This is a genomic window from Segatella asaccharophila, from assembly GCF_054687055.1.
In genome coordinates this window covers 1-14,249 of sequence record NZ_BAACAN010000014.1, presented here as the reverse complement: position 1 = coordinate 14,249, position 14,249 = coordinate 1, and the positions used below count along the sequence as shown (strand labels likewise).

Here is a 14,249-nt window from a genome sequence, read left to right as displayed (position 1 = left end):
GCCCTGAAAAGGGCTGGGTCAGGAGTGGAACGGGCGATTTTGATTTAAAATAGATTTTTATTGAACACAACAAATGAAGAAAATATTACTATTAGCTGCAACTTTATGTTTCACCCTGGCTGTAGATGCGCAGCGTGATACCTTGAATCTTGATTTTGGCTGGCAGTTTAAACTGGTCAGGTCTGATGTCCAGCCTGCTCAAATCAACTTCCATTCGTCAGATGTGCAAGATGTCGATTTGCCTCATGATTTCCAGATTTCCCAGCCCTGGATGAAACCTGCACCGGGGGAACGGGCTGACTTTAGTGATCAGGCTGCCAATGTGAAGAGCCGTTTGTCGGCCCGGGCTTTCAAGGAAATGGGCTCAGGGGCGTACAGAAGGGTGCTGCATGTGCCTGCTGAATGGAAGGGACGCCGGCTTGTACTTGATTTCGGAGGAATCATGCTGGTCGGGGATGTTTATCTGAATGGGGGACGAATAGGGGGTACAGACTATGGATATGTCGGTTTCGGAATAGATATTACGGACAAGGTAAGGTATGGTTCTGATAATGAAATCATCGTGATTGCCAATACGATGGGCCCGAATAATTCGCGCTGGTATACGGGTGGCGGACTTTACCGTGACGTCCATCTGCTGTTGACCGATTCTCAGTTGTATTTTGCCCGTCATCCTTTGTTTATCACGACAAAGGATAACCGGTTGGTAAATATTACGGCAGAAATTTGCCATTATAGCAGACAGAAGAGCGGCAGGGTTCAAGTGCGTATCCTGGATGCCACGGGACAGGCCGTGGCTCAAAAGGACAGTATGATGGTGTTCTCTCCGAGGCGTCATGATAAGGAATATGTCCTGACCCCGGTTCCTTTACCGGATCCTCAACTCTGGTCTTGCGATCACCCGTATTTGTATACTGCGGAAGTGTCGGTGTATAAAGCTGACGGGACCCTGGCTGACCAGGTGACGGAACCCTTCGGTGTCCGTACTTTCGAGTTTTCTCCTCAGTTCGGATTGAAACTGAATGGCAGGAAATTGCTTTTGAAGGGGATCGCAAACCATTCTACTTTTGGCCCTCTCGGGGCTGCTGTCTACCCTCGTGCGATCGAGAAAACCATCAAGACCTTGAAGGCCTTTGGCTTTAATCATATCCGTACGTCTCACAATCCTTACAGTGAGGATTTTTACCGTCTGTGTGACAAATACGGGATCGTCGTCCTGGACGAACTTTATGATAAGTGGCTCAAGCAGTATGCCGGTGGCCGTACGGACTGGACGAATCTGTGGCAATATGATGTGCCTGAATGGGTGAAGAGGGACCGGAGTCATGCCTGTGTTGCCTTCTGGAGTCTGGGGAACGAACTCCAGACCTATCCTGATTTGCCTTTTAATGACTGGGGGGTCACGGCCTATCGCTTGCAGCATACCCTGTTGTATCGCTATGATGCCACCCGGCCGGTGACGGTGGCCATGCATCCTCGCGGACGCAACTGGCAGACCGATTCTCTGCCTTGTGACCTGGCGATGATTACGGATATTCAGGCTTATAATTACCGGTATATGTACTTCCCCGGTGACCGCAGGCGTTTTCCGGACATGATCTTTTATCAGAGTGAGGCTAACCTCTCCAATATGGGCCCGAATTTCTACGGGATGAATCTCAATAAAGTCATCGGCCTGGCTTATTGGGGCATGATCGACTATCTCGGAGAGAGCCATGGCTGGCCGGCAAAAGGAAGTGATGGAGGAGTATTTGACATGTCCCTTCAGCCTAAGCCCGAAGCTTATTTGCTGAAATCGATGTTCTCGGATCAGCCGGTCGTGCATATCGGCATCGTGGATGAAGAAGAAAAGGGGAAAGTCTGGAATGGCGTGAAGGAATCGGTACAGCAATTGTCTGACCAATGGAATCGCACACCGGGAAAGAGATACACGGTTTATACTTATACGAATGCGCCGGAGGTAGAACTGTTGGTCAATGGGAAAAGCCTGGGTGTAAAGAAGAATACGCTTGACCCGGATCATCGTGATAAGATCCGCTGGGATAATGTGGAATACCAGCCGGGATACATTGAGGCTGTGGCCAGAAAAGATGGAAGAGTCATTGCCCGTCATCGGATCGACACGTATGGGAAGGCTGTCAGATTAGAGCTCCGGCCGGATCAGGAGGTCTGGCATGCTGATGGTATGGATCTGCAGTTTGTGCGGGTCAATGCCGTGGATGCCAAGGGGAATCGTGTGTGGAGTGCCGATGGAGAAGTTCGTTTTTCCGTTGAGGGAAATGCAAGAATCATAGGGGTCTGTAACGGAGATATTAATACTGATGAGAACCTCGCGGGGAGTCAGGTCAGACTTCATCATGGGACGGCCCAGGTAATTCTCCGTGCCGGCCGTACTCCGGGAAGAGTGCTGCTGGGTGTGGCTGTTGCAGGATTGAAAAAAGAGAACCTGAAACTCGCTACCCGTTGAGGGCTGCGGTCTTTCCTTTAGTGGATACTTGTTCCTGCCAAATGAAATTAAAAACCTTTGTATGCATATCCTTTGTACTCTGGGGCTTGACAGCCTCTCCGGTGACGGCCCGTCCTTTTACTTTTCAGGAAGGAAAGAGTACCACCTTGGCTTTTGAATCCTCGGAGGCTGCAGTGGTGAAGACCGTTGTCGGAATGTTCTCTGGAGACTATTCCCAGGTGTTCGGCGGGCGGGTGAGGTTGAGGCAGAAAGAGGGGAACATTATCGTTGGAACACTGGGCAGCCGGCTCCTCAAGCCGATCGCAGGGGAATTACCTTTCCTCAAAGGCCGCCATGAAGCATTCCTCCTGCTGGTAAGGGGTGGTAAACTCTATGTCGCCGGAAGCGAGCCGCGGGGGACAGCTCATGGACTCCTGGAGGTGTCGCGGCTGATCGGGGTCTCTCCATGGGTCTGGTGGGCTGACGCCTGCCCGCGACATCTGAGGTCTTTTTCCCTCCCTGAGGGCTATCGCAATGTCCAGCAGCCTGATGTGCCCTATCGGGGGATATTCATCAATGACGAAGACTGGGGGCTGAACCCCTGGAGCTACAAGAATTATGATCCAAGCAGACAGAAGGGACGTATGGGCCCTAAAACTTACGCCCGGATTTTTGAATTGATGCTCCGTTTACGTGCGAATCTGCTCTGGCCCGCAATGCATGACTGTTCCTCTCCTTTCTTTTCCGTAAAAGGAAACAAGGAGACTGCCGCCCGTTATGGTATCGTGATCGGAACGAGCCATTGTGAGCCGATGATGTGCAATGCCAACGGTGAGTGGGATGACCGGGTCCGGGGTGCCTATAATTATTTTAATAACCGGAAGGAAGTCTTGAACTTCTGGGATCACCGGGTCCGGCTCCTGAGAGGTTCTGAGGTTATCTATACTTTAGGCATGAGGGGAAAGCATGATGGACCGATGGAGGGGGTGAAGACGGTGGCTCAATACAGGGATGCTCTTGTGAAGGTCATCCATGACCAGCGTAAATTACTGGAGGCATATTACCCTGAAGTTACGAGAGTGCCGCAGGTATTTGTTCCTTATAAGGAGGTCCTGGAGGCCTATGATGCTGGTTTGGAGGTTCCTGATGACGTGACCCTGATCTGGTGTGATGATAATTATGGCTATGTGCGCCACTTCCCGACCATTGAAGAGCAGCGCAGGGCAGGAGGCAACGGCATTTATTATCATATCTCTTATTGGGGGCGCCCTCATGATTATCTTTGGTTATCTTCTACTTCTCCTGCATTGATCGTAGAACAGATGACAGAAGCTTACGATAAGGGGATCAGAGAATTATGGATGCTGAATGCCGGTGACATCAAACCTGGCGAATATGATACAGAACTTTTTCTGGATATGGCCTGGAACATCAATGCGGTAAGGCGTGAGGGTGCCTGGCAGCATCTTCTGGGTTTCTACAGGCGTGAGTTTGGCAGTGTGCTGGCTCCGGAAATAACAGGGATCATGCGCGAATATTACCGTCTGGCCTTTATTCGCAGGCCGGAGATGATGGGGAATACCCGGACGGAAGAAAGGGGAGACCCTCTGGCTGCCGTGGTCAAGGATATAAACTGGAGTGAGTCTGAGATCCGTGCAAGGCTGGTGGACTATGACAATATTGCACGCCGGGCCCGATCGGTACGACGGAAAATCCCTGAGAAGTTACAGGACGAATATGAACAACTGGTAGCATATCCTGTCCTGGCAGCTGACGAAATGAACCGGAAGATGCTGATAGGGGAGCTGGCCCGGCATGGGAAGGGGAGTTGGGCTGGGAGCGACGCAGCCTATGATGCGATTGAAAAACTTACCAGGCGCTATAACCGGGGTTTCCATAATCATGGAAAATGGGAGGGGATGATGGATTGTCATCCCCGGAGGCTGTCTGATTTCAGCCTCCTTCCCCATGATTCCGTATCAACGCCTTTAGCTCCCGACCGTAATCCTTTTTATCTTTGGAACGCCACGGATGCTCAGGGGTATTTCTTGCCCGTGGAGTTGGGTTATGACAATAAAGCTGCCCTCATTCCCAAAGGACAGGTAGTGTCTTTTCCTTTTGACTCCCTGGCAGCGGATTCTGTGAAAATAGAATTCCACTTGCTGCCTGTACATCCTGTAAATGGAAAGACCCTTCGCTTTGCGGTATCCCTGGATAACGGACAAGAAAGGATAATGGATTATCAGACGTATGGCAGAAGTGAGGAATGGAAAGAGAACGTGATCCGTAATTTTGCGCTGAGGACATTACGGGTGGCTGTCGTCCCCAGAGCGTCTCATGTGTTGTCTTTCAAGGCTCTTGATGAAGGCATTGTGCTGGATCAAGTATTTGTCTTTCCTGTCCGATAGTCCTATTTCCATCAGCTTGCCAGACTCCAGTAGATTTAAAATGCACGATTTTTTTGGGGGGCGAAATGCACCATATCGGTCACAATTGACTATCACTGAAGAAAGTCCGGTCACGATTCTGGAAGAATCGTCCAAGCCTGGCAAGAACAAACCGATGGATAATCATAAAAGTCCTTTCCCTCAATTCGCAGGGAAAGGACTTTCTTTTTCTGCGGCAATGGTTGTCTGTATGTTGCAGCCACTCTCCGGATGGCCTTTACTGATGGCTCTGACGAGCTTTGGACCAGTTGACGAGACGATTATATTCCGTTTTCGTAATTCTCATGAAAGATCCGTGTTGCGGGCCAGTGACCCCTTGAATGTCTACAGGGTCAGAGAAGTTACGTAAATATTCATCGGCTTTACAGATCCGATAATGTTTGGGGTGATCGGAGTATTGGATATAGGTCACCCTCCAGGTCTTGTCTCCGATCAGTTGGAAAGCAGAAGGCCCCTCGCACAATTTCTTTCCTTCAAAATGGACATAGTCACTGTCGGATGGCTTCCCCCATGGACCGGTCAGACTCTTGGAGGTTGTCGTGTAAATGCCCGGTTTACCGCCTTCTTTCTTGATGAGCAGATGATAGAGATGATCGCTCTTCAGGTAGTTGATGTCGGCATCAATCGTTGCATACCCCCAGTCAAAAAGTAATTCTGGAGCGGTGATATGAGTGAAGCTCTTGTCGGCATAACTATAGTACATCCGGTCGTAGGGACAGACCTTCTTGTCCAGGATGGAATAATAAATCATGTATCCGCCTTTCTTCCCGTCTTTCCAGTGATAGTCCGGATTCCAGAAGATCTGGGGGGCCCATACCCTTTGGATGGTCGGTGAGAACTTCCTGAAGTCAATGGTTACAGAGGTCCAGTGGATCAGATCATTACTTTTTAGCAGGTCAATGCCGTAATTGTCCCATTTATGAGACTTCCTGACACACATATCCGTGGTGACCATCAGGTAGCCTTTACAGTTATAAGCCCTGCAGATATAGGCATCACGGGTTCCCCCTTCTATACGGGCGAGTTTGGCGGAACTGAATATAGAGTCCCCGCCGAGGATGTCCTGATAATGGTAACCGTCTCGGCTGACCGCATAAGCCGTCCATTCTCCATGGTCACTCATGTGGCAATAGAGGTAGCCGTAATTTCCTCTTTGCGGATTCTGAGCAAAGGAGACGGTTGAAAAGAGGAGAAGTGCCATGATAGCAGTAATACGATACAGATTTTTTCTCATTTTTGTTATTTGGTTGATCGTTATGATTTTCAGAAGATTATTCCTGATCCTTACCGGATCTGATGGCAGAGTTTGGCATATTCCGTGGCACCTAACAGGAAGCAACCGGTGCCGAAGTCCTCGAAATCAGGGATATGTGTCCTGCTGAGAGGTTGTCCGGCAGACGGATCCTTGCCCGTTCCCTGGCTGTAACCGATGAAGCCATCTTCCTGGACCGCACCTTTAATAGCTTTCCATGCTTTGTCACATGCCCTCCGGTAAACTTTGTTTTCCAATAGTCCATTCCTTATGCCCCAGCTCATGCCATAAAGAAACAGGGAGGTGCCAGAGGTTTCCGGTCCCTGGAAGGACGAGGAGACCAGACTTGGATTCCAGAAGCCATCTTTACGTTGGCATCTGAGCAGAGCCTTGCTCATCTGGAGATAGTCCTTCTTGAGAAGTTGATAGTCCTTGTCTTTTTCCCCAACGGTCTGCATGACCCTTACCAGAGCGGCATAGACCCACCCATTGCCACGGCTCCAGTAACAGTTCCGGCCGTCAGGTTCCTTATAGGGAGACACATAGTCCTTGTCTCTCCACCAGAGTCCTTCTTTCCTGTTGAAAAGTCCGCCGGCCAGCGTGTCGCGAGTCCACAGGTAACTGTTCATCGCATAGTCCAGATACTTCCTCTCTCCTGTGATCCTGGCATATCTGGCATATACCGGCATGGCCATCTGGATGGCATCGATCCAGGTCCAGTAGGTGTGCTTTCCCGTAGCCATCTGCAGGTCCAGGTTCTCCTTTACCTTTTCAGTTTTCTCCTGTCCTCCCGACTGGATGTAACGATCCAGGTAAGTCTGTTCACAGCATTGGTCATCTGCATCAGTCGTTGCTACGCCATTGCGTGGTGCCCATTGGTGGAAGTCAGCCCAACGGTCTGTATAGGCCACATATTCAGGATTCCTGTCCACCTCGTACAGCGCCATCAACCCTTCATAATAGACGGCTCTTGTCCAGAGGTTGCTCGGACGTTTCTTCTTGACGAAGGAAGGCTGGGTAGGGTCTGGATACTTGTTCATGAAATAGGCGTTGACTTTCTGTGCGGTCGCGATGATTGAAGGACACTTTCCGGCAGATGACGGTGTGCGGGCCTCTGCAAGGCTGCTGTTCATCACTACGAGCAGAAAAAGGATGAAAGTGGTTGTTTTCTTCATGATGTCATTGTTTTTGATTCCGGGAGTTGTGCTATCTGTTCAGAAGCATTTTCCGGAATCCTATCAGTAGGATTTGTTGTTTATTGAAGTTTGATAGATGATTCCTCCCCCTCCGTGGATCATTCCGCGCGTTTACTGATCTTAAGGAGATGATGACAGAAGGGGGCAGGATGTTATAGTCCGGTCTGCTCTGTGGCCTGCTGGAGTCTTACCGTGCTGTTCAGGCCGCTTGGCACCGGTCCCCAGTGAGCATAGCTGGACTGGTGATAAGTGATGTCCACAAAATTGATTTCTTTGAACTTGCGCCATTTTACACCTTTCCGGTCAAGGTCGGCGATCCTGTTGGCCGGCAGGTTCGTGACCTCAATGCGGAGGGTATTCTTGCCTTTCTTCAGAGCATTTTTACAATTGAGAATGAAAGGTACACTCCAGGCACAGCCTATAAACTGTCCGTTCAGGTAGACCCTTGCACTTTCACGTACATCGCCCAGGTTGATGTTCCAGTGAGCAGAAGCCTGCTTCCTGTTCAGTTTGAAGGTGGTCTGATAGACCCCTGTGCCCATGGTGACGCGGGTCTTGCCGTCCAGGTTCTCCCAGGTCTTCAATCCATCAAGTTGGAAGGTTTCTCCCACTTTAGGAGCTTCATCGATAAAACTCAACTGCCATTTCTGATGAGTCAGGTCAATATCTGCCAGATGAGCCTTTTCCTCCGGCCCTTCAGCAGGCAGCGTGCCGGTTGTTACCTTGTCAGAAGTAAGCAGGATACGGCTCTCGCCACTTCTTAAGAGGATATGCACTTTCCCTTTCCTTATCTCAGCAGCATATCTGTTGCCATTGAGCGGATTGAACCACGTAGCACTTTTGAAGTGTACAGCCAGTGGGACAAAGGCATCCATGTCGTTCGGGGTGAGGTTGGCGATGAAGTAATGGTAACCTGACGGATTACTGCGGCGGATCATTTTCAGTCCATAATCTGCCTTCATGATTTCCGGAGAAGCATGCAGAGACATTTCTTTTGCATGGACACCATACATGATCCTGGTCGGGTCATCTTTGGCCAGAGTCTTGAGTTTCTCGGCGATCTGTGGTTTCAGGATTGCACCTTCAGGGATGATGATGCCCTTATATCTTGTTCCTGCAGCCGTCTGTATGCTGCCGTTAGGAGCTATGGTGCAGCCCATGAGATACCGATCGCTGATATAGTCACAATCATATCCCAGGTGGACAATATTCAGAATATCCTTGATGAATTTAGGAGCCCTTTGAGCCATACTTTCTATGCTGAACTGCATGAGCCGGTGATGGGTGTCCCTTCTCCACATATTATAGATAGGAAGATAGACCAGAAAGTCATTGTCCGGTTTTCCCCATTGCAGGAAACTCTGGCAGCGGGTGATGTATTGCATCAGGAACGGTGCGTCTCTCCAGATAGAATTCGTCGGGCTCATGTCTATGCTGGCATAGAATTTCCATCCCGGCCACGGATCATCTTTCGGAGAGTAGGCCGTACCGTGGAAGAACATGTGATTGACGCCTGCACAGAACATCAGGTCCAGGTCTGGTTTCAACTGGCTGAGTGATGTCCTGAAATGTTCCGTCAGCCAGGTGAAAGTTTCACTTGAAGTGAAAGGCTTTCCTGTGATATGAGCAGCTGAAGGGGCATATTTCAGCATCGAAAGGTCACTGTAGTTCGGCCGGGTCTTTATGGAGTCACGGCGTAGACCCTTGATGCCGAAATCGGTGAGCCCGAATCCCTCTATTTCAGGAATATCCACGGCTGCATAGCAGTCTATCAGATTAGCTGGGGAGCCGTGTGCCTGGTTGCGGGTGATGGCTCCGTGCCGGTGTGCCCAGGCCGTCCACTGCTCTGTGAAATTTTCCAGCAGGAGTTCGCTGAGCGTCTCCCGGTAGTTGCTTACGACCTGAGGGTCGCCGGCAAGGAACTCAGGAAACTTGTCCTGAAGTTTATAACCGCGGCGGGCCTGGAATTCCTTGAGAAGGGAAGGGGTCCAGTCGGCATTGTATACTTCATAGCTGTCATTGAACATAGTATGAGGAAACGGAGTATGTGTGGCTGTGAAAGCACTGTCAAAGTGAGCCAGGTAATGAGCTACGGCAGTCTTGTCAAAGTGGTCCATGACGTAGCCTTCTCCCCCCGGTGCAGCGCGCTTGACCTTCTGGCCGGTGCGGCTGATATAGAGGACAATGACGCGTTTATGTTTCTTGTCTCCCGGGATAGGGAAGGACTTGATGATTTGAGGTTTGGCATATTTCCGTTCCTTTTCCGGAATCTGATAGTTGATGGTCATCAGATTGGCATTGGCATTTACTACAGTATCACAGAAGACAGCCTTGCACGCAGCTTCATTTATGGGTACCCATGGTCCCCCGAAAGGCCAGCCGGTACCGTTGTTCATGTCAATCTCTATACTGTCGGCCTTCCCCGTGTCTTCGACAAAGCGCAGCATCTCCATCCATTTGGGTGAAAGATAAGGAATGTCATTCTTGTCATTCCCCTGTACCCCGTAGATGGGGGTGATCTCTACGGCTCCGATGCCTGCCTTGTGGTATTGGTCCAGGCTCCATTTCAGGTCTTTCTTGTCCACGGCTGATCCCAGCCACCACCATCTTACGCCAGGCCTGGCTTCCGGCAATACTGTCGGCCACGACTGTGAGAGGGCACTGATGACTCCGGTTGTAATGCAGATTAGTAATAGTAGAATTCTCTTCATGATGATTTGATTTATCAATTTGTTTAGTCGCAAAGTTACAAATAAAAAATTTAAATGATGGGTGAAAAGAGTGAATAATGTTGGCGGAAATAAAAAGCATGTCTGTGATTATGCTGGCATAAGGTGGACTAAAACGAGGCCACAAGGACCTGTAATCGGTGCCAGACTATAAAAAATCAGGTCTTGCCTCTGAAAATTCAAGAAATATTCGTAACTTTGCAACCGTAATTCAGGAGTTCCAATTCTATATATTTTTTTAATTTAATGAGAGAGGACACAAAGTGCAATTCTGATCCAGAGTGTAATTATAAATGCAAGATGGAATCAGAACGAGTATTGCGTAGGAAATTAGATCTGCTTTTACGGACGGGACAAATATTGGTGGAGAGTTCGGCCGATACCAGCAGGATTAAACGGAACATGGATCGTGCTGCTGCTTTTCTGGGATTGCCTAAAGAGAATCTGCATATTAATGTGGATTATTATATGCTTCAGGTAAACTTGAGTGATGAGACCCATTCTTTTTCGAAGATGCAGCGCTGTGACAAGCATGGCATCAATATGGAGTCGATCCAAGGGATCAGTAAACTGACCTGGAGAGCTATAGGCCAGAATTATTCACTGGACCAGTATGAGAAGCAATTGGAGCAGATCGCAGGTGCCAAGCGCAATTATGGTGACTGGATGGTAGCCATCGGCGCCGGCTTTGCCTGCGGAGGGTTCTGTATTCAGTTCGGTTGTGACTGGCCAGCATTTTTCTATGCTTCCATCGCTGCCATTCTCGGCAACCGTTTCCGGATGTATCTGAATCAGTTGGGTTCAAATAATTATTTCAACATTGCTGTAGCTGCTTTCATCTCCACGATCCTGGCGTGGCTGTCTCACTTTATTTCCACTCCCGATGTAGAGGCGTATCTGCCGCATTTCCTGCTGCCCGTCTTGCATTCGGACACGCCCTGGCATCCTATGCTGGCTTGTGCTCTTTTCATTGTGCCGGGAGTCCCTCTGATCAATTTCGTGAGCGATATGCTGGACAATCATATCGAACTTGGCCTGGTGAGGGCGACGAACACCTTATTAATGGTGGTATCCATGTCCTTCGGTATCGCGCTGGCTATCAAAATATTCGGGATTGATAATTTCGTCAAGAACCTGAGTATGATACCTCATCACACCTTTGGTGAATATGCTGTGGCCGCGGCCATTTCCTCGATGGGATTTGCAACGATCTTCAATGCACCCAAACGCCTGATGCCCTGGATTGCCGTAGGCGGAATTGTGGCAGTCTGTTTCCGTAATTTCGTCAATCTGGGTCCGAGTAATGGAAATGTCGGACTGGATGCCGGTCCTATTGTAGGCACTCTTTGCGGTTCTGCCTTGATCAGCATAATCAATATCAAGATGGTGCATGTCCTCCATACTCCTCATCAGTGCATTACTATTCCAGCGGTGATCCCCATGGTACCCGGCGTCCTGATGTATCGTGCCCTTTATGCCTTGATAGATATGCAGGGAGTTGTGGGTGAGGTGACGACGGCCACCCATAATGGCATTAATGGTTCCTTACTGATCATCATGATCGCTGTGGGAGTGGATATTCCGAACATCTTTGCCCGGAAATGGATTTCCCCGAATCGTAAAAAGAAATTAGAGGGTTTGATCCTTGACAGGAAGGCGCATGGTGAATTTATAGACTTGAGCCATGTCCGGAATGATAGTATGAAAAACGGTGATCAGGGAAATCCTCTGGAATGATCCATGGTCATGCTGCCGGAATTTTCGGGTTGTCCTGAGGGGTGATGATTTCTATAAAGACTGACATTCGTGTCAGTTTTAACTGTGCCAAATTTGTCATACATCAAGTTTGGCACAGTTTTCGTAGAGCATACAGACGAAACGTTGAATGTGAAAGCGTTTCATGTCGGGATAGGATAAACTAAATTTAAATAAAAGTATTATGAACATTAAACCATTAGCAGACAGAGTGCTGGTTCTTCCTGCACCAGCTGAAGAAAAAGTAGGTGGAATTATTATTCCTGATACAGCAAAAGAGAAGCCTCAACGGGGCAAGATTGTTGCTGTGGGCCAGGGTACGAAGGATGACCCGATGGTCGTGAAAGCAGGTGATGCTGTCTTATACGGAAAATATGCCGGGACGGAGATTGAAAATGAGGGCACAAAATACCTGATGATGCGTCAGAGCGACTGTCTCGCAATCCTGGACGAGAAATAATCCGTAAGTAATACTTTAGAGAGTTTATAGGTAGTCAAGTAACCGACGGTTCCAGAGTGAACAGATCTTGTCTGTAGAGCTGTTGGACTGGCCGGAAGAAAATGATAAATTAAATAAATTAGAAGAAAATGGCTAAGGAATTAAAATATGATGTAGAAGCACGTGACCTGATGAAAAAGGGCGTTGATCAACTGGCTGATGCCGTTAAGGTTACGTTAGGCCCTAAAGGTCGCAATGTGGTTATTGACAAGAAATTCGGTGCTCCACAGATTACCAAGGATGGGGTTACCGTTGCTAAAGAAGTAGAACTTGACAACAAGTTCGAAAATACTGGTGCTCAGTTGGTTAAAAGTGTAGCAAGCAAAACGGGTGATGACGCCGGTGACGGTACCACTACCGCTACTATCTTGACCCAGGCCATCGTGCGTGAAGGGTTGAAGAACGTTACTGCCGGTGCTAATCCTATGGATCTGAAGCGCGGTATAGACAAAGCTGTGAGTGCTGTTGTGAAATATATCAAGGATCATGCGGAAATCGTAGGTACCAACTATGATAAGATCGAGCAGGTTGCCAGTGTCAGCGCAAACAACGATCCTGAAATCGGCAAACTGCTGGCTGATGCCATGCGTAAGGTTTCCAACAATGGCGTGATCACCATTGAAGAAAGCAAGAGCCGTGATACTCATATTGAGGTAGTAGAAGGGATGCAGTTTGACCGGGGCTATCTGTCCGGCTATTTCGTAACCGATACAGAGAAGATGCAGTGCATCATGGACAATCCTTATATCCTGATTTATGATAAAAAGATCAGTAATTTGAAGGATTTCCTGCCTATCCTGCAGGCTGTTGCTGAGAGTGGTCGTCCACTGTTGGTAATCGCTGAGGATGTTGACTCTGAGGCTTTGACTACGTTGGTCGTTAACCGTCTGCGTGGCAGTCTGAAGATCTGTGCCGTAAAGGCTCCAGGGTTCGGTGATCGCCGTAAGGCTATGCTTGAAGATATTGCTGTCCTGACCGGTGGTGTCGTGGTCAGTGAGGACAAGGGCCTGAAGTTGAGTCAGGCTACTATTGAAATGCTTGGCTCTGCTGAGAAGGTGACGGTTACCAAGGATGATACTACTATCGTAAAGGGTGCCGGTGCCAAGGAGAACATTCAGGATCGTGTCAACGAGATCAAGAATGAAATCGCTAACACGAAGAGTTCATACGATAAGGAAAAACTGCAGGAGCGTCTTGCAAAACTTTCCGGCGGGGTTGCCGTCCTCTATGTAGGTGCTAACTCTGAAGTGGAGATGAAAGAGAAGAAGGATCGTGTAGACGATGCCTTGTGTGCTACCCGTGCAGCTACTGAAGAAGGTATTGTTGCCGGTGGTGGTACGACTTATATCCGTGCCCTGGAGGCTTTGAAGGATCTCAAGGGTGACAATCAGGACGAGCAGACGGGTATCAACATCGTCTCCCGTGCCATTGAGGAACCACTTCGCCAGATCGTTGAGAACGCAGGACTGGAAGGTTCTGTAGTAGTCAATAAGGTCCGTGAAGGGGAAGGTGACTATGGTTATAATGCCCGCACAGAGAAATATGAGGACCTCCGCAAGGCTGGTATCGTAGATCCTGCTAAGGTGGAACGTGTCGCTTTGGAGAATGCCGCTTCTATTGCCGGAATGTTGCTGACAACAGAATGTGTGATGGTGGATAAGCCTGAACCTAAGGCTGAAATGCCTGCACCTGCTGCTCCGGGAATGATGTAAAATGTAAACTATAGCTAACAAAAAGGGGACGGAAAGAGATTTTCTGTTCCCTTTTTTGTTTTATTTAGCATTTGAAATCGTATTTTGTAACTATTCAGCCATTCATTTTATGCCACAACAGTTTCATCGCAAAGGCTCGCTGGCAGAGACTCCCTGTCATAATCACAAAGCAGGGGCCATTTCATCCAACTGATTGAAAATCAATGAAAAATC

General features: G+C 48.8%; 8 protein-coding genes. 5 read left to right on the top strand and 3 right to left on the bottom strand.

Annotated elements, in window-relative coordinates; genetic code table 11:
* Nucleotides 1-73: 73 nt before the first annotated feature.
* Nucleotides 74-2,467 carry a glycoside hydrolase family 2 protein gene (locus tag ACYRYG_RS08945; RefSeq protein WP_298673485.1) on the top strand — a complete coding sequence of 798 codons (2,394 nt, stop codon included), beginning with the start codon at nt 74-76 and terminating at the stop codon, nt 2,465-2,467.
* A gap of 41 nt (nt 2,468-2,508) precedes the next feature.
* The gene (locus tag ACYRYG_RS08940) at nt 2,509-4,854 is read left to right on the top strand and encodes a glycosyl hydrolase 115 family protein (RefSeq protein WP_460198017.1); all 2,346 of its coding nucleotides are present in this window, start codon (nt 2,509-2,511) and stop codon (nt 4,852-4,854) included.
* A 256-nt stretch (nt 4,855-5,110) separates the two neighbouring features.
* Here the strand turns inward: ACYRYG_RS08940 and ACYRYG_RS08935 are convergent, their stop codons facing one another.
* The 3 genes from ACYRYG_RS08935 to ACYRYG_RS08925 all read right to left on the bottom strand — a co-directional run bounded on the left by ACYRYG_RS08935 (nt 5,111) and on the right by ACYRYG_RS08925 (nt 10,052).
* Nucleotides 5,111-6,127 carry a glycoside hydrolase family 43 protein gene (locus tag ACYRYG_RS08935; protein ID WP_460198016.1) on the bottom strand — a complete coding sequence of 339 codons (1,017 nt, stop codon included), beginning with the start codon at nt 6,125-6,127 and terminating at the stop codon, nt 5,111-5,113.
* Nucleotides 6,128-6,177: 50 nt separating this feature from the next.
* On the bottom strand, nt 6,178-7,320 hold the full coding sequence (locus ACYRYG_RS08930) for a glycoside hydrolase family 88/105 protein (RefSeq protein WP_293415832.1): 1,143 nt from the start codon (nt 7,318-7,320) through the stop codon (nt 6,178-6,180).
* Nucleotides 7,321-7,493: 173 nt separating this feature from the next.
* Entirely contained in the window at nt 7,494-10,052 is a 2,559-nt protein-coding gene (locus ACYRYG_RS08925) for a glycosyl hydrolase (RefSeq protein WP_460198015.1), read from the bottom strand.
* A gap of 318 nt (nt 10,053-10,370) precedes the next feature.
* On the opposite strand from ACYRYG_RS08925, the gene ACYRYG_RS08920 reads away from it, so the two are divergent.
* The 3 genes from ACYRYG_RS08920 to groL all read left to right on the top strand — a co-directional run bounded on the left by ACYRYG_RS08920 (nt 10,371) and on the right by groL (nt 14,036).
* Nucleotides 10,371-11,807, top strand: a complete 1,437-nt coding sequence (locus ACYRYG_RS08920) for a threonine/serine exporter family protein (protein WP_293415836.1) — start codon at nt 10,371-10,373, stop codon at nt 11,805-11,807.
* A gap of 202 nt (nt 11,808-12,009) precedes the next feature.
* On the top strand, nt 12,010-12,285 hold the full coding sequence (locus ACYRYG_RS08915) for a co-chaperone GroES (RefSeq protein ID WP_293415838.1): 276 nt from the start codon (nt 12,010-12,012) through the stop codon (nt 12,283-12,285).
* Between the two features lie 128 nt (nt 12,286-12,413).
* Nucleotides 12,414-14,036, top strand: a complete 1,623-nt coding sequence (groL, locus tag ACYRYG_RS08910; RefSeq protein ID WP_293415840.1) for a chaperonin GroEL — start codon at nt 12,414-12,416, stop codon at nt 14,034-14,036.
* Nucleotides 14,037-14,249: the final 213 nt, after the last annotated feature.

Excerpts from the sequence above, each read along its gene's own strand:
- ACYRYG_RS08945 (WP_298673485.1), top strand. The coding sequence starts at position 74 with ATGAAGAAAATATTACTATTAGCTGCAACTTTATGTTTCACCCTGGCT.
- ACYRYG_RS08940 (WP_460198017.1), top strand. The coding sequence starts at position 2,509 with ATGAAATTAAAAACCTTTGTATGCATATCCTTTGTACTCTGGGGCTTG.
- ACYRYG_RS08935 (WP_460198016.1), bottom strand. The coding sequence starts at position 6,127 with ATGAGAAAAAATCTGTATCGTATTACTGCTATCATGGCACTTCTCCTC.
- ACYRYG_RS08930 (WP_293415832.1), bottom strand. The coding sequence starts at position 7,320 with ATGAAGAAAACAACCACTTTCATCCTTTTTCTGCTCGTAGTGATGAAC.
- ACYRYG_RS08925 (WP_460198015.1), bottom strand. The coding sequence starts at position 10,052 with ATGAAGAGAATTCTACTATTACTAATCTGCATTACAACCGGAGTCATC.
- ACYRYG_RS08920 (WP_293415836.1), top strand. The coding sequence starts at position 10,371 with ATGGAATCAGAACGAGTATTGCGTAGGAAATTAGATCTGCTTTTACGG.
- ACYRYG_RS08915 (WP_293415838.1), top strand. The coding sequence starts at position 12,010 with ATGAACATTAAACCATTAGCAGACAGAGTGCTGGTTCTTCCTGCACCA.
- groL (WP_293415840.1), top strand. The coding sequence starts at position 12,414 with ATGGCTAAGGAATTAAAATATGATGTAGAAGCACGTGACCTGATGAAA.